Source organism: Proteus vulgaris, assembly GCF_033708015.1.
Classification (GTDB): domain Bacteria; phylum Pseudomonadota; class Gammaproteobacteria; order Enterobacterales; family Enterobacteriaceae; genus Proteus.
In genome coordinates, this window is record NZ_CP137920.1 from 3,226,565 (window position 1) to 3,251,124 (window position 24,560).

Annotated in this window: 14 protein-coding genes and 1 pseudogene; 3 read left to right on the forward strand and 12 right to left on the reverse strand. The window is 36.5% G+C overall.

Translation table 11 applies throughout. The annotated features are described in order from the left end of the window. Positions 1–62: 62 nt before the first annotated feature. The 3 genes from pbpC to SB028_RS15305 form a co-directional block, all read right to left on the reverse strand. Positions 63–2,423, reverse strand: coding sequence for a penicillin-binding protein 1C (pbpC, locus tag SB028_RS15295; RefSeq protein ID WP_069367304.1), 2,361 nt, complete (start codon positions 2,421–2,423; stop codon positions 63–65). A 42-nt stretch (positions 2,424–2,465) separates the two neighbouring features. Further along, entirely contained in the window at positions 2,466–8,411 is a 5,946-nt protein-coding gene (locus tag SB028_RS15300) for an alpha-2-macroglobulin family protein (protein ID WP_069367303.1), read from the reverse strand. A gap of 324 nt (positions 8,412–8,735) precedes the next feature. Beyond that, on the reverse strand, positions 8,736–9,854 hold the full coding sequence (locus tag SB028_RS15305; protein ID WP_069367302.1) for a DUF3829 domain-containing protein: 1,119 nt from the start codon (positions 9,852–9,854) through the stop codon (positions 8,736–8,738). 341 nt (positions 9,855–10,195) lie between these two features. Here SB028_RS15305 and SB028_RS15310 point away from each other — a divergent pair, with 341 nt between their 5' ends. Next, entirely contained in the window at positions 10,196–10,357 is a 162-nt protein-coding gene (locus tag SB028_RS15310; protein WP_248620079.1) for a hypothetical protein, read from the forward strand. Positions 10,358–10,469: 112 nt separating this feature from the next. Here SB028_RS15310 and SB028_RS15315 read toward each other — a convergent pair. The 4 genes and pseudogenes from SB028_RS15315 to licT form a co-directional block, all read right to left on the reverse strand. Further along, positions 10,470–10,783: pseudogene (locus SB028_RS15315) on the reverse strand (transposase); the annotation flags it as partial. Between the two features lie 91 nt (positions 10,784–10,874). Then, positions 10,875–11,699 carry a PHP domain-containing protein gene (locus tag SB028_RS15320; protein WP_069367301.1) on the reverse strand — a complete coding sequence of 275 codons (825 nt, stop codon included), beginning with the start codon at positions 11,697–11,699 and terminating at the stop codon, positions 10,875–10,877. 81 nt (positions 11,700–11,780) lie between these two features. Then, positions 11,781–13,670, reverse strand: a complete 1,890-nt coding sequence (locus tag SB028_RS15325) for a beta-glucoside-specific PTS transporter subunit IIABC (RefSeq protein WP_069367300.1) — start codon at positions 13,668–13,670, stop codon at positions 11,781–11,783. A 107-nt stretch (positions 13,671–13,777) separates the two neighbouring features. Next, positions 13,778–14,638 carry a BglG family transcription antiterminator LicT gene (gene licT, locus SB028_RS15330; RefSeq protein WP_077885074.1) on the reverse strand — a complete coding sequence of 287 codons (861 nt, stop codon included), beginning with the start codon at positions 14,636–14,638 and terminating at the stop codon, positions 13,778–13,780. Positions 14,639–15,337: 699 nt separating this feature from the next. Between licT and SB028_RS15335 the strand changes: the two genes are divergently transcribed. Next, positions 15,338–15,955 (forward strand): Fic/DOC family protein, encoded by a 618-nt coding sequence (locus SB028_RS15335; RefSeq protein WP_069367298.1) that lies wholly within the window; start codon positions 15,338–15,340, stop codon positions 15,953–15,955. Here SB028_RS15335 and SB028_RS15340 read toward each other — a convergent pair. Further along, a complete protein-coding gene (locus SB028_RS15340) occupies positions 15,952–16,116 on the reverse strand; it encodes a hypothetical protein (protein WP_171729898.1) in 165 nt (54 codons plus the stop codon). The two genes, SB028_RS15335 and SB028_RS15340, sit on opposite strands and share 4 nt — an antisense overlap. Positions 16,117–16,528: 412 nt before the next feature. Here SB028_RS15340 and mutS point away from each other — a divergent pair, with 412 nt between their 5' ends. Continuing rightward, the gene (gene mutS / locus SB028_RS15345; protein WP_069367296.1) at positions 16,529–19,093 is read left to right on the forward strand and encodes a DNA mismatch repair protein MutS; all 2,565 of its coding nucleotides are present in this window, start codon (positions 16,529–16,531) and stop codon (positions 19,091–19,093) included. Between the two features lie 86 nt (positions 19,094–19,179). On the opposite strand, the gene SB028_RS15350 is transcribed toward mutS, so the two are convergent. The 4 genes from SB028_RS15350 to nlpD form a co-directional block, all read right to left on the reverse strand. Further along, complete coding sequence (locus tag SB028_RS15350; protein WP_069367295.1) at positions 19,180–20,334, reverse strand: hypothetical protein; 1,155 nt, start codon at positions 20,332–20,334, stop codon at positions 19,180–19,182. Beyond that, a complete protein-coding gene (locus tag SB028_RS15355) occupies positions 20,331–21,590 on the reverse strand; it encodes a hypothetical protein (protein WP_069367294.1) in 1,260 nt (419 codons plus the stop codon). Before SB028_RS15355 ends, SB028_RS15350 begins: the two co-directional genes overlap by 4 nt. A gap of 171 nt (positions 21,591–21,761) precedes the next feature. Next, entirely contained in the window at positions 21,762–22,745 is a 984-nt protein-coding gene (gene rpoS / locus SB028_RS15360; protein ID WP_069367293.1) for an RNA polymerase sigma factor RpoS, read from the reverse strand. A gap of 678 nt (positions 22,746–23,423) precedes the next feature. Then, complete coding sequence (nlpD, locus tag SB028_RS15365; RefSeq protein ID WP_069367292.1) at positions 23,424–24,530, reverse strand: murein hydrolase activator NlpD; 1,107 nt, start codon at positions 24,528–24,530, stop codon at positions 23,424–23,426. Positions 24,531–24,560: the final 30 nt, after the last annotated feature.

Below are 24,560 nucleotides of genomic sequence, written 5' to 3' on the forward strand. Positions count from 1 at the left end.
CTAATGCCATCATTAAGTAAAACCAACAAACTTTAACGCCAATATTAATGTACTTCGATTTCTTATTTGTTAATCACACCAAGAATATCAACTCGAATATTTCGTGTATCCGCTCTTCCTTTATCATCTACTGCACGAATACGATAGCGGCCACTCTCTTTAGGATACCACTCTATTGAGCGCTGATTTGTACTACTTCCTAGATAAGCCTCATCAACAAACCAATAAATAATATTGCTATCATTATCCGCTGTTGCATTAAATACAATTGATGTGTTTGGCGATGAAGAACGTCTTAAAGTATAGGTGGTATTACGTAATGGTGATAATATGCGAGGAGGCATTCCGAGAATAGCACTACCTCCATTTTTACAGTGAGTAGTTGAAGGAGGTGTTCGCTTTGGTAGCCCTGCCTGAGCAAATACTTTAGCTAAATCAGAAGGCCAATATTCAAACACTTCAATCTTAACCCGCTCTTCATTATATGGAGGACAGACAACTTCTCCCGTCGCTTTATCAATTGCTAGAGGCCGATAAACTGTATCAACTTTAATGGGTGATTTACCAGGAATAAACCATGTTTTACCTTTACGTTGACACCATGGCGTAGGTAAATTACCACTCGTTAAACAAACATCAACTTGTTTTATATTTTCAGGAAGTTTAAATCTAGGCTCTTTTAAGTTCGGATAATCTGCAATAATATTATCTATAATATTAAAAAATAGAGGTGCTGCTGCTTCAGCTCCGATTAATGCACTATTTCCTTTACCATCAAAATTACCTATCCAAACAATTAAAACATAAGGTCCAAAAACGCCACTACTCCATGCATCTCGAAATCCCCACGATGTACCTGTTTTCCAATAAATAGGTAATGCCGTTGATTTTTGTGCCAATGTATCACCAGGTCTTCGATGTTGGCTTAACATATCCAGTGTAATAAAACTCGCTTCTTCACTTAATAACTGAATGGGTTTCGCAATAGCATCCGTACTTTGCATTCTTAACGGTTTAAGTTTGCCTCTATTGGCTAATATTGCATAGAGCTTCGCTAATTCTTGTACTGTAATTTCACCGCCCCCTAACACCAGCGATAGACCGTAATGTCTCTCACTCGCCATATTGCTTATACCTGACATTTGTAGAAACTGGTAAAGGGTTGGATTTTTCAATTGAGCCGCTATCGATACAGCGGGAATATTTCGACTGTAATTTAACGCTTGAGTGGCAGAAATAGGTCCTAAAAAGCGTAAATCAAAGTTTTCTGGTGCATAGCTACCAAAGGTAGAAGGGACATCTTTTAAAATTGTTCGAGGATGTAAAATACCTTGTTCTAGTCCTAATGCATAGATAAAAGGCTTTAATGTTGAACCGGGTGAGCGCTTCGCATTAGTGCCATTAACTTGCCCATGAATATCAGCATTATAGTAATCAGCTGAACCAATCAACGCTTTAACCCCCATATCTCGTGTATCAACAAGGATCACAGAAGCATTTTTAACACCAAGATGTTTATTTCGTTCAATAAACGCATCAACTTGTTTCTCAACTAATCGCTGTAATGGGAGATCAAGCGTTGTAACTATATTAGTGGGTTTTCTTGGGTTAAACTTTTCCTGTTTTTCAATTTGCTCGATGAAATGAGGCGCTATATAGGGCATTTTTTCCGGCTGACGTAGCCGAAGTGGTAATTGAAACAATGCAGATAAATTGGCATCGTTAGGGTATTCTTCCAACCAATAATCATAAAGCTGATTACGCGTTTTCATTAAAGAAAGGCTAATACCATCACTATTTGGCTCGATCCGATAACTCGGTGATTGAGGTAATACGGCAAGTGTTAACGCTTCAGGTAATGTTAATTCTTTAGGCTTTTTATTAAAGTAAATCAGGCTTGCGGCACCAATGCTCTCTATATTTCGCCCATAAGGCGCATAGTTAAAATAGGCTTCTAAAATATCATGTTTTGAATAACTGAGCTCTAACTGAATGGCTCGCAATACCTGAATAAATTTGCCCCCGACTGTGCGTGTATTTAATTGCCAGTGCATACGAGCAAGCTGCATGGTGATTGTTGAACCACCTTGCAATCGTTCACCATAAATATAACTAACAAAAAAACCACGAATTAAACTGTAAGGATTAAATCCAGCATGATAATAGAACCACCGATCTTCATATCGCATGGCACTATTTATCATCAAGGGCGAAATATCGTCTAAATCCGTCCACAATCGATAACGTTCATCATTAGCCAGTGTTAAACGTAGTAAATTTCCATTGCTATCATAATAGGCCGTTGAAGATAAAAAACCTTCTGAGAGTGCAGGATGTGGAAAAAGGCGAAACCCTACACAAAAGAGGATAACTAAAAAACCTCCCATCAATATATTTTGTAAAACTCGCTTGCTTCTCGTCATTTTAAAACAACCAGAAACAAGCACCTGAAACTTCAATTAGTTTCATTTTACATTACCATTATTTTGTCTCTGTTTATTGACCGTCATAACACCTTTACCTATTGCTAAAGCTTGTATTTCCCTGTCATACATAGCTTCAGCAAATGCTGGCGGTATAGCGAATATTCCCGAATTAGTGGCTTTAATTTGATAGACAAACTCTTGTACTTGTTGAGTCGCAGTACCATAAATAATGACACGATCTTCTCGAATATCGCTGTATTCTGGTGACCATCGCGTTCCTTTAGTTCCCGTTGGTGATAACCATTCGACTTCAGAGTTATCCACATCGTCCATTGATTGTTGTACGACTTCAAAGCCTCCGGGCAGTAAGTCCACCAGCACAACATTATTCACACCTTGTTTTGCATTCGCTCTAATTTTTATATGTACATAAAGCTTTTCACCTAAGGTTGCGCTATTAACAACCTCACCTTTTTCATTCACATAATCACGAGAAATTTCTAATCCTCGTGAAATTGCTTTTTTAGGCGGTTCGCTATCAAAACCAGATTGTGTGACAACATACCAAGCCGCATTATTCGTTGGATTATTAAATAAGATCTCTTTAATACCCGCTTTAAATTGACCTATCGCAGTGGCATTTATCATAGATGAAATAACAATAGGTGGGTTTTCACCACTTTTTACGCTCACTGTTAATGGCTGAGTTGGCGTTGTCATATTTTGGATCTGTTTAGTGTAATACTCTAATGCCAAGATACTCATTGCAGATGATTGCGTGGTATAGCGCTCTTCCTTAAAACTCATTACCATATTTTCCAGTAGTTGTGGCGGAATATCTCGCGCTTTTTCTGGGAAATGCTTCACAATCAAATATAGCCTTGTACTGTCTTGGATCAGAGGATCTAAATAGTTATGTGACCACCACGCTTTCCTATAAGCTTTACTTAGCTCTTGCCATGTAGGTTTTAATAACTCATCCGCTTGTTTATCCATTTTCAGCATTTTGTAAGAAGCCGCTAAATATAAAGCGCCTAAGTCACTCTGCCATGTTTTTGGGTAATTTTTTTGCATTCGTGTTTGGATCGCTGCAATTTCCCCCGTAGTCACCTTACCTTGACGTGTTAATAAATAAACAGCGAAAGCACGCATTCTCAGTTCGTCTTGATTATTCAATCCTGTATTGACGGCCAGCTTAGTTAAGTATTCGTTGGATGATCGTAAAAGTGTTTCAGAAACAGGATAATTCGCTTCTTGTGCCTCAAGTAAGAATTGAACGACATATAAAGTCACAAATGGATCCGTTGATGGTGTTGAACGCCATGTTCCAATAGCACCTTGACCATTTTGACGAGTCAGTAATGTCGCCATAGTCTGTTCAAGTTGAGTACGAATTTTATCTTGTGAATATATCGTCTTCATTTCAGGATTACGTTGATGGAATAGCAACGGTATTGCCTGACTTGTTATTTGCTCTGAACAATTATAAGGATAATTAGCAAGGTATTGTGCCAATGCACTGCTTAGTACTAAAGGCGAGTAAGAAACACGTGCATCCCTTTTTGCATACTCATCATACATTTGGCGAATAGACGTAACACTCTGCTCTTTACCATCCATACGGCCTAAGCTTGATTGAGTACGATAAGCTGAAGCTGGACGAATAGAGAGATTTACTGTTCTCTGGGTAACTTTGCCATCCGCATTCACTGAGAACGTAATAGCACCATTACCCAATTGTGATTTTGCTTTTAGTCTAAAGGAAACAACCGTTTCTTTTTTCTCACCTAATGTCAGTTGATAACGGTTCTGTCCGATAACCTCTAATTGAGGCTCTGGTGTTATCGTCACATCGAGTTTTGTTGCTGTACCGTTAAGATCTGTTTGGTTATTTGCAATCCCTAAAGTGACATCAAATTCATCATTAGGCGCCACTGTTGTAGGAATATGAGGACTTAATACAAAATCATCACGTACAGTCGTATAGCGTTGCATATTCCCGATACGAGTTGGTGTAACGGAAACTGCCATGACTCTTATTTTGCCATTAAAATACTCTGGCACTTTATAGTTAAAAATAGCTTCGCCATCAACTTCCGTAATACCAGACCAATAAGCAACAGGCGCTTCTTTCTTGCGTTTAAATGGATTCAGATAGAGATCAACGGCTTCCCCTGCATCCCCTCCTGGCGCTGAAGCCAATGACATCATTTTGCTAAATTCAGGTAGAATAAGATCCAGTATTTGCGTGCTTTCAACTTCTAATGAACGTTTACGGAAGAAGTAATCCAATGGATCTTTTAATTTATATCGAGCAACTTGCAAGATACCTTCATCAACGGCAAAAACCGCAACTTGTTGTGAGGTATCTGTTTTTACTGTAATCGGTAAGGTATCACCCGGTTTAATAACATCTGGTGACTCTAATTCAATTTGAGCTTGGTAATTTTCACGACTTATTTTAAACGGCACAACCCCATAACTAAGAGGGCTCATGAATATTTCATCAGAGTTTATATCTCTAACAAATTGAACATTGATATATCCATTGCCTTCCAATTCTGCAGGTACTCGGATTTTTTGTACCGAATTTGTTGTTGAAGATGTAAACCATTGCCAAGAATACACCTTGTCCTTTTCTATCGTGATAATACCACTCCCCACATAAGGGGCATTAATAGCAATTTCGATCTCTTCATCCGTTTTATATGTGTCTTTATTTAAAGTGAGTTGTAACTCCGCTTCGCGATCAAGTGAGCGAGTCACATTCGCATTACCCGCAACAGTATAATTAATGCGATTAAGTACACTGCCCTCTTTATTTTTGATTAATAATACAAAGTTACCTGGTGTTTGTGTTTCTAATGCAAAAGAGCTTCCCTTTTCATTAATAGAAAAAGGAACATCATCAATAAATACTTCTTTAAGTTTAGATTGATATTTATAAACGCCTGAATTTTGTCGAGTTAAAACAGAGAGATACTTTTTCTCATAGCGTTCTAGTGTTAATGACTCTTGAGAAATTTGTGTTAATGTTGGATCAATCGCAATAAAAGTAAGGTTCCGCTGTGCATTTTGATTAATATAATCAAGCGTTCCATCGGCTTTTACACCAATCAGATAATCATGAGGAGATACCATAACACGCGCAGCTGCTGTTACAGAACGACCGCTCCCCGCATCAAACGCTTCAGAGATAAGTTGTAATTGATAAGTAGCATCATCATAAGATGTTAAACCTAAATCAATCTCAGCTAGCCCTTCTGCATTCGTTGTTGTTTCTTCTAAATCGGTTTCAAAGCTGTCGTGATTACGACGGTTTTCATAAAAACGATAATCAGAATAACGTGAAAAATTAGGATAAATTGGCCTTAAAGTTAATTTGGAAACAACACGTCTATCTTGTGCTGGAGTACCAAATAAATTTTGTACATCGATTGAAGCTTTTAATTCAGAAGGTTTCACCCATCCCTGTTGTCTATCTGGCGTCAGATTAAGTGCAACTTTAAGTAAGTCAGGTTCAAACTCTTTAACCATAATCGTTGTACTACCTAATAAACTAGCATCTTTATTATTTTTACCGACTAAATAGAGATAGATATTCCAATCTCCAGTAGGCGAATTTTCTGATGTGGTATAGTTTAATTCGTTGAAACCAAATTCGTTTAATACCATTGATTGATTTAACATCAATGTATTACGAGGATCTCGAATTTCAACGCGTAAAGGGATACCTTCCAAGGCTGTTTTCCAGTCAAAGGTACGTGTAATAAGGCCAATATTGAACGTTTCACCCGGTCGATAAACGCCTCTATCCGAAAATAAGAAACTATCAAGAGTACGGGGATCTTTTGGTGTATCATCACCATAAATATTAAAGCGAGATAGGCTGAGTTTCCTATCGTAATAAGCATCTGTTGGTAAAAATGAAATATCGCCCTCTTTTTCAACTAAAAAAAGAACAGCGGTCTGCTCATTTCTAAAATCTTTAAGATTAGGAAAAGCGACATGACCATCAGCGCGAGTCGTTTTACTCAGTAATGTTGTTCCATTTTTAGCAATAACGGAGACTTTCGCATCACTAACGGGCGCACCGTTATAGATAGATTGTACGAAGACATCTCGAGAACCATCAATCGATGATTTAGCGATGATCCCTAAGTCAGTGACAACAATAAAGCGTGCATCAGAAACTTCTTCATCTTCGTCATCTTCATAATACTCGTCGTCTTCATCGTCTGGTCTTGATGCTTTATTCGGATCCCAAGCAGTCAGTTTTAATAAAAATATTCCACGTTTAGCATTAGGATCAGCAGATAAATAACGGCTTAAATCAATCCCTTTATACTGAATTTCACCTTTATTTTCATCATCCAGCGCGGTTTGATACGTAAAATGCTCAGTAAAATACTCATCATTGAGACGATTAAAGTTTGTTGATGTAAAATATTTATCTTTAAAAGAAACGATGTGTTGTAACTGACTTGGAATAACTCGTTTTATATCAAGTTGTAGCCCGGGTAAATTGCGAGCTGAAACAGTGATCTGCTTATCCCCTGTCATGGCAAGCAAAGCACCTTCAGACACAAAGTTCAACATTTTCGGATAATCAGGCACACTGACGATTTGATAGCGATCTTCTTTTAATTGATATCCGCCCACAGATATTATCCCGCTAGGGATTTTGACCAATATGTAGCGATAAGCTGGCGCATTGTATTTAAAAGCAAAACTAGCTTGGTTTTCTTGCTCATTATCATTCATCTCAAGTGTTAACTTCTCTGACTGAGCAAGAATAGTTTGACTGACATCATTCAGGTTCCAATCGTAATAATCGTCTTCATCTTGGCGAATATCCGTATTTTCTAATTCTAAATTGTGTTGAGGTAATAACCACGCAGAAACTTCGTTTTTTATCTCTTTTTCATTTAATTCATCACTTAATGAAATGATCAGTACCCGCGCATCTTTTCCATTTTCAGACTCAACCAGCTCACTTTCTATATTTGAAATATTCAGGCTATATAGACTGGGGATCTCAACATAATATGTTTTTTCTTTTGATGTTGTATTCGCTGTTACTGTTGTGGCAATACCGGGGTCAATTTTAAGAAAAACCTTACTATTAATATCTTTTAGCGCTAATTGCTCTGAGTGAACCCAAGCCGTTAATTTTTTATTATCGTAATTGATGGTGTATTTCAGCTTTTCATTGTCGCCATATTTCATTGAAAGGCGTTTTTCAAAACTCTGAATATCAACAGGCGCGTTAAACGAGATCTTAATTATGGCATGTTTTTGGGATGGATTTTGTGGATCTTGATAAAACTCACTATTCCCTAAATGATAGTCAAAAGGGGCGGTTTTAAACTCATACTTGTTTGATTTTAACGAAAACTGTGGTGCTAATAATTTAGTTTCATCAAGTTGAATTTGATATTCTCTGCCCATAGCGAAAGGTTTCTTGGCGGTAAAAACAAGGGTTGAGCCATTTTGCCACTGCCAGTTACCATCAACCGAAGGTGTTAATGTCACACCTTCAGTGACTTCTTTATCAATAAGCGTAATCGGTGCCGCAGACCGAGAAAATGATAAAATGATTTTCTGTGATTGAGGCTTATCATTTGCATAATCGATTTGTTCTGGACCGATAAGTTTCACATTAACATTTTGTACAACGATAGGTGCTACATCGATAGGAACGGGTCGATTGAGATAACTGTGATAACCATAATAGCTACCAAATGACGCAGCAATAAGAAAAATAATAGAGCCTAATGCAGTTTTAGGGTGACTCACTATACCAGACTCAATTTTTCGTAAATGATGGGTTACAACGTCAATCCAGACGGGCGTACTCCATTGTATTTTCCCTATAAATGGGCGAAGTATCTTCTCTAAAAAACGAATACAAAAAACAATGATCCATCCCAGTAAACGGATCAGTTTAAAAGGGAGAGAAAGTAAAAAACGTAGTACGTCCATATAGATAGTCCTATATTGCGCTGATAAAAACACATTTTCTTATCAGTAAAATTAAGCCAAAGCGCAAAAATAAATAGCAATACAATAATAAAACAGGTTCCAATTTAAGAATAAATACTTATCATTAATTTAGAATTTAGTTATATAAAGACAGATTACATTCTTAATATTTTTTTCCTAGCATTCCATGCTATTTCAAGACTCTTCTGAGCATGCCTTTGGAACATCGTTTTCTAACCATCATTTAATGCTTAATAAAAAAACAAATTTTTCCAAGAAAAATCGCACTATAAAAGTGCGATTTATATTTTAATAACGTAAATATTATTTTGCTATTAAAGAATTATAATTCTGTATCAAGTATTTATACTGATTTGAAATCGTATCTATGTTACCTGATATATCTTTATTCTCCTTGAGTTTTTTCTCTAATACTTTTAACTCAATAATAAGCTGTTGATACCATTTTAAATATTTTTGAACCGAATAATCAGTGCCTTTCATATTTTCTTTATTCATCAATGCTTCATTACCAAATAATTTTTCTAATTCAATTGATTGTGCTTCAATTTTGGTAATTGCCGCAGAAAGTGCAGCTACATCAATTTTATCGGGATTGATTGAATCAAGTGTATTCGTTACTGTATCCAATGATTGCATAATTTGATAACGAACAACTAAGCCTGCCTTTTTCACTAATTCAAGTTCTTCAATATGCATTGCTTGATAATAGTTTTCATATGCCTCAGTGGCTTTTTCTTTATCATCAATTAGTTTGATATAAGCATTTCTCACATCTTCATACAAAGTATTTGCTTGTGCAAAATCATCTAAGCGATAAGTTTCTTTTACAACGAGATAATCGCCAAGTTTCAATAATTTTCCATATAAATCAACATAACTCTCACCATAAGCATTACCCACAACATCTAATTCTGGGAGTGTAGGAGGAAGTGTTTTCATAAATTCAAAAGATCCTTGGACGGTTTCTGCACCCGATTCACTCAAATGTATAGAGAAAACATCTCTTACTGACATGATAGTACTACTTGCTTTCAATCTCTTTATTTGATCAGTTTCAGTCTCAATCACTTTAAAAGGCGTTAAATCAATTGTTTTACCTTTGTCAGAACTTAAATTTTCTAGCACCTTCTTGGTATTATCTAAAAGATCAACATTAATTATGCCTGCTGGTCTGCCCGTTTTTTTCTGCATAATGGGGCCAAAATCTTCATTAAACGCGGCTAACCACAAGTTACCTTTCTCAGTTTTTTGACTAAATTGAACTTCATCGGATTGAATATTTTCTGACTCAGGCTTAGATTGTGTTGTTTGTTCTGTCTTATTTTTATCTTGTGAAGGTGTTCCTGTATTTGAATTATCACAACCAACGACTGATATTAATAAAAGACTTATTATCGATGCCAATATACTCTTTTTCATAATCCCTCATTATATTATTAAGTAGCAAACTCGCTATAAACTATAATGAGTTTAATAATTAATGACTATTATTTATTAATTTTATTTGAAGTATAACAACAACTCTCTTTATAAGAGTATTGTAAGTTGATTAGTAACGTATATTTACTTAAATATAACGTTATATATTTATAAATATTTTTTAATGCATTTATAAATATCCGATATTCGCTATTTTCAATTCTTTCTTTTAACGTCGAGATAATGTGTTTTAATATAAAACCAATAAACTCGGTGCTATCGCTAAAATAGCCCCAAAACCTAGCCTGATATTCTTGTTAATAACCTCTTAGGTAGAAAAGATGTCTTCGAGCTATCAACCATTAGAATGTCTTGAAAAGCAAACGATTATCAATGCAACAATAGAAGGCTCTAAAAGCGAGTATACAGTGATTTTTGATGGTTCAGGGCGGGAAGGTAAGCCATCGGTCTTATGTAGCTCCAGACAGCCTTACAAAGCATGAATATTCAAAAGCATAGAGGTGTGGCGACAGAACGACTACTCATAGGTTTAAATGCTGTTTTAATAAAAAATACCAGCAAATCAAACAATAAATAATCAGCTTTAAATGGATATGCAAAAAGATGTGTAATCTTGTGCTCAATCTCATTAGATAGCGTCGTTTGGTGTTTTTTTACCAATTGTGGTTCAAAAAAGCCATTGCGGTCGCATAGGGTTGCTAGCTCAAAGTTACCTGTTGGGGTTTTAATCGTCTTTTTGGTAGTCCCATTTCGATGATTAGTTTTAATGTCATTGAAGTAAATGAGAGTCTAATTCGGCGGATAATGCGCCTCTGTTGACTGTTTAATTAATGGGGGCAGGATGCGGTCAAAGCCTGCCCCTCTTGAAGTGCTTTTAGGGCTTTATCAAAATCGAAAGGTTGTGTTATCAGTCATTTCTTTTTGAGGTAGTTTACTGGAATGACACAGAATTTCTAACACGCCCTTTAATCGTTTTACCATATCAAATCAGACAACTGATTACTTATTTGCTTCTTTTTTTAAAGTCTCAAATTGTGCTTGATTTAAGCCAAAATCACCAAATTTAAGTAACGCAGGATCATGGAAATCGCTACCTCCACTTTTTAGCAAACCAAATTTATTGGCATAATTTTGGGTCAATTCATAGTCGATAGGCTTCATTCTAGAGTGGCTTATTTCTAATCCTTTCAAACCAAACTGAACATATTTTTCTATTTCATCATAGTTACCATAGACACACGGATGAGCAAGTATAGGAATACCACCATCTTGTAAAATAGCAGCAATACCTTCATTAACAGGGATATATCCCATTTTTAAATCCGTTTCTATTTTTGTTTTAGATCCAAAAAGTTGTTTATAGCGCTCTTTGGTCATTTCCTCGGGATACTTTTCTCTCAATGCTTGGAATATATTCATTTTAAAAACAATATTATATTTTGAAAACTTTTTCGCATCTTCATAACAAATATCATAGCCTTGTTGATTGAGAGATAATATTAATTCTCGGTGAAACTGATCACGACAGTTGAGTGTGTTATCACACAACTTGTCAACGTTGGGCGTTTTTTCGTTAAGCCAAAGCCCCACTACATGGACTTTCTTATAGACGTCAAAGTCATAACAACTCATTTCAACACCTTTGACGATATTTAATCCAAGACGCTCCCCTTCACGGTAAATTTCATCGTAATGATTGGTTGTATCGTGATCAGTAATAGCTATAGTCTTAATACCGTTTCTAAACGCATTTTCAAGGACATCTTTTATTTCACAAACACCATCACTATGGTTTGTGTGAACATGTAAATCAGCATAAATCATAAAGAAGTACCTCTATTAATTCTTCCATTATAAATGGTCGTGCAATAATAGTGACTCGTAGTAAGCTAGATAACACCGTATTTAACCCACAGTAAGTAAAACTGTATTTTGGTCGACATGTTTTTTATCAGTCTGAACAACGTCTAGCTTATGATCATCATTAGTAATGATGATCATCGTTGTTGGATCATAGCCGGCAGCTATTATCGCATCTAAATCAAATTCAATTAGCGTATCGCCTTTTTTAACTTTCTGACCTTTAACTACACAGCATGTGAAGTGCTGTCCTGCTAAGTTAACAGTATCAATCCCCACATGGATCAACATTTCGATATTGTTAACTAGTGTTAAGCCAATCGCATGACCAGAAGAAAAGGTAATATCAACAACGCCATCTGCAGGTGCAATCACTTTTCCTGTTGTGGGGATAATTGCAATGCCAGGTCCCATAATGCCAGAGGCAAATGTTTCATCATTAACTTCTGAAAGTGCAACCGTTTTACCTTGAAGTGGTGAAATTAACCCAACCGGTAATTTATTATCAGGTGTTTGTGGTTTTTTGTTGGTTGATGCAGCTTGTTTATTATTTTCTTCTTCGTCACGGATTGGATCGTCAGTAGGATCATCAAAACCAATAATAAGCGTTGCAATAAAAGTGGCTACACTGGCAATCAATAAGGTAATTATTGCATTTACCACTTGGTTATCCGTATCAGATATCCACATTGGTAAACTTAATAAGCCCGGAGTGACATAAACGAATGCTTTTAACTTAACAATACCGGCAAATAATCCCGCAATAGCACCACCAATCATACAAGCGTACATTGGTTTTTTCAGTTTCAGGTTCACACCGTACATAGCAGGTTCAGTTATACCACCAAAAAAGGCGGTAATACTGGCAGAAAAAGCTAATTGTTTTAATGTTTTGTTTTTAGTACGAACAGAAACAGCTAAAGAAGCAGCAGCCTGAGACATATTAGAACATAGCGCCATCACACGAATAATGGGGTCAAAACCTTTTTGCTCCACTAACATAATACTGACGGGACTAAGTGCTTTATGCATACCAATAGACACTAGCCATGGATAAATGGCCACTAATAATGGAATAGCAATAAAGCCAGTATGCTCTTGGATTAAGATCACCCCATCAGCAATTAATTGCGCGAACCATGAAGTGACAGGACCAACCGCAATCAACGCAATTGGCGTAGAAACCAAAATCACCAATAATGGCACCATAAACACTTTAACCATTTCTGGCACAATTCGAGCAATAAATCGTTCTATATAAGACATCATCCAGACAGTAATTAAGGCAGGGATCAGCTGAGATGAATATTTAACCAAAGCAACAGGAATATGCATAAACTCAACAGGCTCACCGGCTTTAACTAAGCTTGTCCATTCAGGACTGACCATCGCTAAACAGACCATCGCAGCTAAATATTGGTTACAATTAAATATTTTCGCTGCCGAGAAACCAATAAATACCGGCATAAAATAGAAGGCCGTATTAAAGATAAAGTTAAGGATATAATAGGTTTGGTCACTTTTATCCAACCAACCGAGCATCGTTAATACAATTAGTAAAACTTTCCCCATACCGGCACCCGCTAACAGAGGGATAACCGGAGCGATAGAGCCAGTAATTGCTGATAATACTTTATTTACGATAGACTGTTTCTTCTGGTCTTTATTATTATCATGAGGAATATTATTTGTTTTTATCATTTTTGTTAGTTCATTAAATACTTTATCAACATCATTACCGATAACCAGTTGATATTGTCCTCCCTTCATCACGTCAGATAATATTTTACTATTCGCTTTGGCTTTTGAAGGATCAATTTTATCTTCATTATGTAATGTAAAACGTAATCGAGTGGAGCAGTGTACTAATGACTTTATATTATCCTCGCCACCAACAATAGCGAGAATTTGTTTTGCAAATTCTTTATAATTCATAATATTGCCTTTTATTTATTCTGTAAAAATAAATTAAAGATATATGGATAGCGTTGGTTATCACCTAACCAACTAAATTTAAATGATTTATTATTACGGCATGTTTTTTATTTATTCATCTTTTTATTATCCTCTGCAATTTTTGCAATATGGATTATTAGATATAAAATTTCATTGTCATCTAAGGTGCAATTATATTTATCTTTAATAAATTTACTTATTTTTAAACAGCACATATAAGGTTGATGGTACTTGTCTTTTATTATATCGAGTAACTCATTTTCTAAAGGCTCATGATCATTTTCAGGTTGTGAAAATAGTCGGATGGAGAAATAGCGAAGATGTGTCACAAAACGACGATAATTTAACGACTCTATGTCGTACTCTATATTTAAATAATATTTAACTATATTAGTAATGCTTTGGATAAAGTGGGTCACTTTGTAGGTTTGCTGAATATTATCGTTTGTTCTAATACTGGCAATATGTAATGCAATAAATCCTGCTTCATCTTCTGGCATTGAAATATTAAATCTATCATTAATTAATTTTAAACCATAAAGACCAATATCAAACTCTTCACAATAGAAATTTTTTATCTCCCACAATATTTTATTTCTTATAAAAGTCCCTTCTTTATACCGTTCAATACTGGCTTGAATATGGTCGATCAATGCAATATAGATACTATCTTGTGTATCTAAGGTCATTTTTTCTTTTGCATACTGAATAATATTGTCTGCTATTTCTACGTAATCTAACGTAATATTCGATAAAAGGTCGAGCACTCTCTGCGGACAATTTTTAGGGCTTAAGATAAATTTTTTAGTTATTTGTTCAGATGTTATCTCATCACCTACTTTTTTAGCGTAGGCAATCCCTTTTCCCATGACGATAATTTCTTTTTCTGCTTCATCCAGAGAGATCACAACACTGTTATTTAATATTTTTTTAATTTTCATGTTCATCTGGCATGCTCAAAAATTTTCTTTTATTAAGGCTTAAAAACGCAAAAACCCATTTGTAGACAAAAAAAGACTTTTTCATCTACAAATGGGTTTTGTGTAGTAAGCTAGGTACTATTACAATCCCTACGTTTACTGGGGAAGTTAACATGGGATTTTTATATCGTCAAACTTAACACGGCAAAGTTAGTAATAGATCACAAATAACCACGGATTATATTTGAGTTACAACTAGAGAAATGCAATAGACTTATGCTAGTAATGAGGCAAAAGGAGATAAAACCTATAAAGGTAAAATATCTTAATACCAATTGCACAGCAAAATACACATTCACAGAACATCATAAAAATGAGCCAACACTCACAAACGAGATAAACTTCAATACGTTAAGAAAGACGACACCATGACTGACAGCCAAAATTTCGAATCCCCCCCTCCATGATGCATGGGTGTGTCAGTATTGATATATAACGATATTTATTAATTTTTCAGCAAAACCTACAATTCAACCTACACTTAATTAATCCGTTGATTTATAGGTAGTTATTATTTTATTTAACCTAGCCAGCGCTTATACTCTAAATAATTCGAGGTGCAGCTAGGCGACAAGTGAATGAGTCGCTAGGAGCATACATAAGTATGTGACTAGTGAGAATGAACACAGTCAACAACGCTGCAACTTGAAGTATGACGAGTATAAAATGAATAGATATGATGTATCTAATAGCGAAGGAAAATTTGCTGATGGTTCTGATGAAGAAGTGCTAGCTAATAAGCTAGGGCTTTCAAACGTTGATGATATCAATGATGCAGAGCTTGTCCTGTTAGAAAAACTGTATCAAGTCATTTTTGAAGAACAATTTCCCACTGAGCAAATTACCGTATCACTTATTCAGCGTTGGCACCGCCAATGGTTAGGGAATGTTTACGAGTGGGCTGGTCAGTTACGTACGGTGAATATTAGCAAGGGTGGCTTTATGTTTGCCCCTGCGAGTCGTGTTGCAAAGTTACTTGCTCAATTCGAGAAAGGATATTTAGCGAAATACACGCCCTGCACCAACATGAGCCGAGAACAAGCCATAGAAGCTATTGCCACAGTACATGTGGAATTAATTCTGATACATCCCTTTAGGGAAGGAAATGGACGCTTATCGCGTTTACTCGCAGATGTGATGGCAGTACAAGCTGGTTTCCAGCCGTTAGACTATGAAAGTTGGACTCAACACCCCGAGCAGTATATCGCAGCAATCCACGCAGGGTTAAACCTTAACTATAAACCCATGAAATATTGGGTTAATGAAGCCTTAAAAGAAAACTAAATCGCCAGTTTCAAATGTCCAAACTTCTCACGTTTCGCTTTCATTTCTTCTTCAAGGCGACGGGACTCTTGCCCTGTTTCAATCGCCGTAGAGGTTGCTACCGAGCGAATAAGCTGCTTGCGAGTTGGTTTTGTTGATTGAATTAATTCATTCTTTTTCATGGTAGTCTCACTTCAAACAGGCGATAGTGCATTTTATCACCGTTAGTTTATATGACAACCAACAGTACAGTTATCCATACCGATTAACGCCCTGAAAACGGTGACATCCTGACGTTTGCGTAATAAGTTTCTGGATTTGCGGGGCGCATACAGTAAAGCCTTCATACTTTGCAAGTGCGTGCGGGCGGAGGCAAGGCGCACCGCTGGAAGTTGTGAAACAATACGTGGCTGATGATCCTACGGGCTTCTTAAGCCCGACCCAATTCCCCTCCCACCTTATGTCAGTAGGAGTACCTTTTGGAGGTAAAAATGGTATGATGCCGTATAATGTTTGTGAAATAAAACTAGATATAGTTCAACAACTAGCACCCACAAACGGGATAAACTTCAATACGTTAAGAAAGACGACACCATGACTGACAGCCAAAATTTCGAATCCCACACCCCCATGATGCAACAGTATCTTAAGCTAAAGGCAGAGCACCCAGAAATCTTACTGTTCTATCGTATGGGTGATTTTTATGAACTGTTTTTTGATGATGCTAAAAAAGCCTCTCGCTTATTAGATATTTCATTAACAAAACGAGGTCAGTCGGCAGGTCAACCTATTCCTATGGCGGGTGTTCCGCACCATGCTGTTGAAAACTATCTGGCTAAATTAGTTCAATTAGGAGAGTCCGTCGCGATTTGTGAACAAATTGGCGATCCGGCAACCAGCAAAGGCCCTGTTGAGCGCAAAGTTATTCGTATCGTTACACCAGGTACGGTCACTGATGAAGCTTTACTTGAAGAACGCCAAGACAACCTTTTGGCCGCTATTTGGCAAGATAAAAATGGCGCTTTTGGTTATGCCACTTTAGATATCACATCTGGACGTTTTCGAGTAACAGAAATGCCTGATAGCGAAAGTATGGCAGCAGAGCTGCAACGCACTCACCCAGCTGAGCTACTCTATCCTGAAACCTTTGAATCAATGGCATTAATTGAACGCCAGCAAGGCTTACGTCGTCGTCCGATTTGGGAATTTGAACCAGAAACCGCAAGGCAACAACTGAATCTGCAATTTGGCACTCGTGATTTAACGGGCTTTGGTGTTGAAAATGCACATTTGGCACTCTGCGCTGCAGGATGCTTATTACAATATGTGAAAGATACACAACGCACCGCATTACCTCACATCCGTAACATCACGATGGAACGCCCTCAAGATTCAATTATTCTAGATGCGGCAACCCGTCGTAATCTCGAATTAACACAAAATCTTGCGGGAGGTACTGATAACACACTCGCATCAGTGCTTGATCTTTGTGTTACTCCCATGGGAAGCCGTATGCTGAAACGTTGGATACACTCGCCTTTGCGCCAACGTGAACAACTTATTAAACGCCAAGATGCAATTAGTGCATTACAGCCTCTCTATTTTGAACTGCAGCCTTTTTTACGACAAATTGGGGATTTAGAGCGAGTTTTAGCACGTTTAGCACTTCGTTCAGCACGACCTCGTGATCTTTCTCGTATGCGCCATGCTTTCCAGCAATATCACGATATTCACCAAGTGCTTGAACAAACCAATATGCCTTACATTAAAGAATTACAAAAGCGTATTAGCCAGTTCGATGAATTATGTGAATTACTTGAACATGCCATAGTTGAAACACCACCAGTATTAGTACGTGACGGTGGTGTTATTGCTTCTGGTTATAATGCCGAATTAGATGAATGGCGAGCATTAGCCGATGGTGCAAGTGATTACCTTGATAAACTTGAAATTCGCGAACGTGAAAAATGGGGTATTGATACACTTAAAGTGGGCTTTAATGGTGTACATGGCTATTACATTCAAGTCAGTCGTGGACAAAGCAATTTAGTGCCGATGCACTATGTTCGTCGTCAAACGTTGAAAAACGCTGAACGTTACATCATTCCTGAATTAAAAGAGTATGAAGACAAAGTATTAACGTCTAAAGGTAAAGCATTAGCTATCGAAAAAATGCTTTATGAAGAGATTTTTGAAAAGCTATTACCTCACCTTACAGCATTACAAATTAGTGCTGAGGCTTTAGCTGAAACAGATGTTCTCTCTAACCTTGCCGAGCGTGCTGAATCATTAAATTATACTCGCCCAGAATTAAGTGAGAAAACAGGTATTCAAATCACAGGGGGACGTCACCCTGTTGTTGAGCAAGTCCTTAGCGAACCTTTTATTTCAAACCCATTACAATTAGCGCCTCAACGTCGTTTATTGATCATTACAGGTCCAAATATGGGAGGAAAAAGTACTTATATGCGTCAAGCCGCATTAATTACTTTACTCGCTTATATTGGTAGCTTTGTACCAGCGGAAAAAGCCTTAATTGGTCCAGTCGATCGTATCTTTACGCGTGTAGGTGCTTCTGATGATCTTGCTTCTGGACGTTCTACTTTTATGGTTGAAATGACAGAAACAGCCAATATTCTGCATAATGCGACAGAAAACAGCTTAGTTTTAATGGATGAAATTGGTCGAGGTACATCCACTTATGATGGATTATCTCTAGCTTGGGCTTGTGCTGAAAACTTAGCAAATCGCATAAAAGCGATGACTCTTTTTGCAACCCACTATTTTGAATTAACCACACTACCTGAAAAACTTGAAGGTACTGCAAACATTCACTTAGATGCCGTTGAACATGGCGATACGATTGCTTTTATGCACAGTGTTCAAGAAGGTGCAGCAAGTAAAAGCTATGGTTTAGCCGTCGCATCGTTAGCAGGTGTACCAAAAGAAGTGATCCGGCGCGCCAAGCAAAAATTAAAAGAGCTTGAAATGTTATCAGGCAACTCAGGCGCTGGTCATGTTGAAACATCACAACTGATGTTATTAACAGAAGCGGAACCTTCAGAGGTTGAATTAGCGTTGGATAAAATAGACCCTGATGCACTCACACCTCGACAAGCCTTAGAACAACTTTATCGTTTAAAAGAGATGATAAAATAAGTCATACTGCTAAATATAAAAAATGGCGCTATGTTTATTTTCATAGCGCCATTTTTATAACGTTTTAATCAAAAATAAATATGCCTTTAATTAATTAAAGTATGGCTATATTTTAAACGCTCACCTAACAGTAATAACGTATCTTCATCACCATAGTGATCAAATAAACGAATAAATGAAGATAACGCTGGGTTAAACATCATATCATCAGTGATTTTTTTATAATAAGTATAATCTTTTGTTTTAAATGAAAAAATTAACGTGACTTCATCATCATTATAACCTTTATTTAAGATTAAATAATCATGACTTACCATCAAACCACTCAAATATTTATAACCACTTTCATAGAAAGTTACTAAATTCCCATCAAATTGACGTTGAACAACAGAATAAAGATCACGAGATGCATCTTGAGTAATAAGATAGATATCACCTTTATCATTTTGAGCAACTTCTTTTACCCGCAATGGTAGCCAACGTGTTTTTGTCACTTCTTTACTGATTAAATTTAGCGTAATTTCTAACGTGTTTGTTGTGTAATGATGATTGTAAAAAATGACAAGAGAATCGCCTGAAAGGGCATAATGAAATTGTGTAAACTCACCAAAATCTTCTGCATAATATTGCTTCACCAGATCTTCTGTATTAATAGAATATTCCCAACTCTCCCCTTCATCTAAACTTGTTAGTATCGTTTTATTATCAACTAATACTAATTGTGATGTGGATTCTGAATATAATAATTTTCCACCGATAAGCGCTAAAGGAAAACGATAATAACCACCGTTAGCCTCTTGCCAAGGAATTAAATCGGCTACTGTAAACTCTGCTAAATCTATATGTTGGCGCCCCTGCTGTGTAAATAAAACACATTTATCAAGAACACAATAAGCGTTATAAAAGCTACCTTTGCCTTGTGATACAAAGCGAGTGCCTTCTTTATCAGAAAAATACAGCGTATATTTTCTCTGATCATCTTGGCGATGAAGTCGACCATAAATATCTACGTCATATCGCCCACTATCGGATTCACTCTTAATTAATATCCCACTAGAAGTATAAAAAACCTTACGCGAATTATAATGAGAATAAGGATATGAAGATAACTCAGAAGAGTTTTCATTTTTCCATTGCCACTTAGAGGCAAAGCCATGAAAAAGTACACCATAAAAAAGCAGTAAGCTTAAAATAAATAAACTTGTAATAATGATAAAAGGCTTACGGAAAAAAGGGTTCATTGACGCAGCTCCGTAATATATACCGGTTGTTTGTTTTCAACACATTGCTGCTGAAGTAAAAAATGAGTTTGATAACTGCTATTACCTTTTTCTGATAACAAAATATAAAGGTTTGAAAACAATGCAGTTAAAAAGGCAAAGCCGGTTATGATTAAGCTATAAATAATACCTATTCCTAAAAGGGAATCCCCCATAGAATACCAATCCCATTTATCCCAATAATTGCCATTATCGTAAACATCAGAAATAGAGAAAATAGCCACAATTGAGAAAATAAAAACACTGACTAATGCGGTTATTAATAGCGATAAGCGATATGTACGCTGGTGCCCAATATACATGTGTCCTGAAATTGAATAAGCGCCGTTATCTGTATGATTATAGACTCCCAAGACAATAGGCCCTGAATTCTTATCTTCGGCTTGCCAAAAGAACAATTCAACCTCATCACCATCAGCAAGAAATAAATTATGATCAGAATAAAATAAGCGCTCTCTATAACTTAATACAAAAGGATGTTTATCAATCAAACAGGATATTTGCATTATTACAGTTTCGCTATTGCGGGAATGTATTTTAATTCTATCAACATGATGAAGTTTTATTTTCCCTCTAACTCGTTGTACTTTATTACCTTTTATATGAAGAGTTAGATTTTTACGAGCAATACGTTTTGGTAATTGAGTTGTTTTTATGCTTGGAATAATCAATTGTTCACCATCAGGAGCAATGATATCTTGCTTAGCAATGACTTTATCTAACGCTTTTATTCTCTTTCTATGTTTGGGTCTGGTGAGCTGAAAATAGCGATAAGCTTTTTCTCCGATATAACTCACCCCAGCCATTACAGCACCAAATGAAATCACCATGGAAACAACGATAAAGAAATTAACGTCTAGATAGAGCAATGAATAATAACTCCACCCACTCCCCATAACGGTAAGAATAAATGCAAGCAATAACCATTTTTGTTGTTGTGCGGTTAGCGTGAATTTTCTTTCAGGCTCAAGTCTTCCTTTTGTATCATGATAAATCCATTGCACCCAGAAACTGCCATTTTTCAATAACTCGGCACAGATTTTAAGCTCATCACCTTGTTTTAAGCGTTTAAGAAAATCTTGAGAATTAGCAAAATCAGCTTCATTGAGATAGAAGTTTTTACCTGATGCAATTAATCTCACCATTCCCTTTGGAGAGATCTGACTTTGGTTAAAATCGCAACGTTCTAATTTAACGTTTAAAAAATAATCTTTCATATCTTCCTTTATCACTTTCATCAGGCTAATAAGATGCAAAACGGCGCTCTTTGTTTTATCGTTTTAAATCGCATAATACAAGATAAAGAAAAGCCGATTAGCAAACTCACTAATCGGCTTTGGTAATAACAATATATCAATTAAGGCGATAAACAGAAAATAGGTAGCTAACTATGCTTTGAAAAGAGCTTCAATACATAATCCCTGACTTTGTAGAATGTCTTTTAAACGACGTAGCCCTTCAACTTGAATTTGACGAACCCTTTCTCTTGTCAGACCAATTTCTCTACCAACATCTTCTAACGTTTCCGCTTCATAGCCTAATAACCCAAAACGACGTGCTAATACTTCACGTTGCTTAGGATTCAATTCAAATAACCACTTTATGATATTTTCCTTGAGGTTATTATTCTGAATTGTTGATTCCGGCCCTTCTTCATTTTCGTCAGAGATAATATCAAGTAATGCTTTATCTGAATCACCCCCAATTGGGGTATCAACAGAAGTAATACGTTCATTTAAACGTAGCATCTTACTCACATCTTCAACGGGTTTATCTAGTGTTTGTGCAATTTCCTCAACACTGGGCTCATGATCAAGTTTGTGTGCTAATTCCCTTGCCGTTCTTAAATAGACATTCAGCTCTTTAACGATATGAATAGGAAGGCGGATAGTTCGAGTTTGGTTCATAATGGCACGTTCAATCGTTTGACGTATCCACCATGTCGCATAAGTTGAAAAACGAAAACCTTTTTCAGGATCGAATTTTTCAACCGCTCGAATAAGTCCTAAATTCCCTTCTTCAATTAAATCAAGCAGGGCAAGACCTCGATTTGTATAACGACGAGAGATCTTAACAACTAAACGTAGATTACTTTCTATCATTCGTTGTCTTGAAGGAATATCACCTCGCAACGCTCTGCGAGCAAAGAAAACTTCTTCTTCAGCGGTCAGCAAAGGAGAATAACCAATTTCTCCTAAATAAAGCTGAGTTGCATCGAGCGCACGCTGGTTGACTCCTTCAATAAGTTCAATTTCATCTTGAGCATCAGACTCATTTTCAGCCTCTTTTGCAGCAACTTCATCGAACTCTTCCATGTTCTCTTCAATTTCATCTGTATATAACTCGTCTACTCTTAGCGTACTTTGGCTCATCAGCTGCTCCTACCCTTGATAATTTAGGCAAACGACTCATGATTAAAGTCTGTTTACCAGTTTATCGCTGTGTCACGACACAACGGGTTTACTGATTTTCCCTTGTAACGAATTACAAAATAAAAGATAACATAATCTATTTTACTGTTAATTTTATTCTTTCTTTATTCAATATATAACTTAACTATTGAGCGCAGGTTATTAACAGTTTTTTTATTATATTTTACGTATATTTATCTATACGTAAAATTACTCCATTTAATGCGCTATTTGTGACTACTTGCATCTAAAAAACAAATAAAAACACATAATAATACCCAATGATTTATATTATGTACTATTATTAAATAAGATAATCTAATAAAGAAAATATCCAGCTAAACAAGGGGTTGTTTTAGCGTTCATCTTTTAATAACAGCCAGCCTTTATTCATTTTTTATATAACATTTTTTAGCATACGCATTCATTGGTTGAGAATCAACCATGTAATTTAACGTTATCTATAATTTTATATTAACCTCTCATTTTTAATACTTTTTAAATAAGTACTTATACTTGGATTAAATTTATTTGTTTCAATATTTTAATTAATCACAGATAAAGAAAAGCCCTCTTCTTTTTCTAAAGAAGAGGGCTTAATTTTAGGATTATTCACTATACGTGTAAAAAATCACTTATCTATTTCTTAGGTAAATAACTCAATGGGTTAAGTGATTTTTCTTTATAACGGATCTCAAAGTGGAGTCGGACTGAGCTGGTTCCAGAGCTACCCATTGTGGCAATTTGCTGACCCGCATTCACATTTTGCTGCTCACGTACCAAAATAGTGTCGTTATGTGCATAGGCGCTGAGGTATTCGTCATTATGTTTAATGATAACGAGGTTACCGTAACCGCGTAATGCGCTACCTGCATAAACCACTTTACCCGCAGCCGTTGCAACAATCGGTGATCCTTTTGTACCACCGATATCAATACCTTTATTACCACCAGGTGCACTTGAGTAACTTTCGATAATCTTACCTTGTGCAGGCCAAATCCACTTACCGGAAACTGCTGTTGGTGCCGGTGTTGCGGTAGTTGTCGTATTTGTATTGGTTGTTGGTGGTGGAGTCGTTGTCTTTGGTTGCGTGGTTGCTGGTTTAGTAATCAATGGTCCCATAGTACCGTTATTTGTTGGTTTAGTTTGTGTTGTTTGAACACCTGTACTACTGGATTGATTAATAACCGATGTATTGACATTGGTATTAGTCCCAGTATTGACCTGACGATTACCAATATTCAATACCTGCCCTACGTTTAAACTATAAGGTTCTGGAATATTATTCATCGATGCTAGTTCTTTTACATCACTATCTGTTATCCAAGCGATATAGAACATAGTATCACCGCGTTTTACCGTGTACGTATTACCGTTGTAGTTTCCTTTTGGAATACTGTCGTAGTTACGGTTATACACAATACGTCCTGAGCCATCAGTGCTTACATTTTGAGCTACTGGGCGAGACTGGCTTTGAGGTTGCTCCATGCCTCCATTAGACGAAGCGGAGTTCACCTTAATAGAAGGAGGAGGTGACGATTGTAAGGGGGTAGTTCTTTCAATAGGCGTCGCATTACTGTTAGTCGTCACAGGTGCGGTTGATACCGTATTATTTGAAGAGCTATCATTTACAGAGGTAATTGGCGCAGGACGATAAGGTGTGTCTGCACAGCCTGTTAATGCAAATCCAATTACCGAACACATGATTGCCCAGCGGATATGCTTAATTGGGCTTTCTGAATTCATACTTCCTTCTCCCTTTAAAAAGGCATTAGC

What these genes read in the sequence shown, in the direction of transcription:
- SB028_RS15305 (WP_069367302.1), bottom strand. Translation starts at nt 9,854, where the DNA reads ATGAAAAAGAGTATATTGGCATCGATAATAAGTCTTTTATTAATATCA.
- SB028_RS15350 (WP_069367295.1), bottom strand. Translation starts at nt 20,334, where the DNA reads ATGAACCCTTTTTTCCGTAAGCCTTTTATCATTATTACAAGTTTATTT.
- pbpC (WP_069367304.1), bottom strand. Translation starts at nt 2,423, where the DNA reads ATGACGAGAAGCAAGCGAGTTTTACAAAATATATTGATGGGAGGTTTT.
- SB028_RS15300 (WP_069367303.1), bottom strand. Translation starts at nt 8,411, where the DNA reads ATGGACGTACTACGTTTTTTACTTTCTCTCCCTTTTAAACTGATCCGT.
- SB028_RS15325 (WP_069367300.1), bottom strand. Translation starts at nt 13,670, where the DNA reads ATGAATTATAAAGAATTTGCAAAACAAATTCTCGCTATTGTTGGTGGC.
- SB028_RS15340 (WP_171729898.1), bottom strand. Translation starts at nt 16,116, where the DNA reads ATGAAAAAGAATGAATTAATTCAATCAACAAAACCAACTCGCAAGCAG.
- nlpD (WP_069367292.1), bottom strand. Translation starts at nt 24,530, where the DNA reads ATGAATTCAGAAAGCCCAATTAAGCATATCCGCTGGGCAATCATGTGT.
- rpoS (WP_069367293.1), bottom strand. Translation starts at nt 22,745, where the DNA reads ATGAGCCAAAGTACGCTAAGAGTAGACGAGTTATATACAGATGAAATT.
- SB028_RS15335 (WP_069367298.1), top strand. Translation starts at nt 15,338, where the DNA reads ATGAATAGATATGATGTATCTAATAGCGAAGGAAAATTTGCTGATGGT.
- licT (WP_077885074.1), bottom strand. Translation starts at nt 14,638, where the DNA reads ATGAACATGAAAATTAAAAAAATATTAAATAACAGTGTTGTGATCTCT.
- SB028_RS15310 (WP_248620079.1), top strand. Translation starts at nt 10,196, where the DNA reads ATGTCTTCGAGCTATCAACCATTAGAATGTCTTGAAAAGCAAACGATT.
- SB028_RS15320 (WP_069367301.1), bottom strand. Translation starts at nt 11,699, where the DNA reads ATGATTTATGCTGATTTACATGTTCACACAAACCATAGTGATGGTGTT.
- SB028_RS15355 (WP_069367294.1), bottom strand. Translation starts at nt 21,590, where the DNA reads ATGAAAGATTATTTTTTAAACGTTAAATTAGAACGTTGCGATTTTAAC.
- mutS (WP_069367296.1), top strand. Translation starts at nt 16,529, where the DNA reads ATGACTGACAGCCAAAATTTCGAATCCCACACCCCCATGATGCAACAG.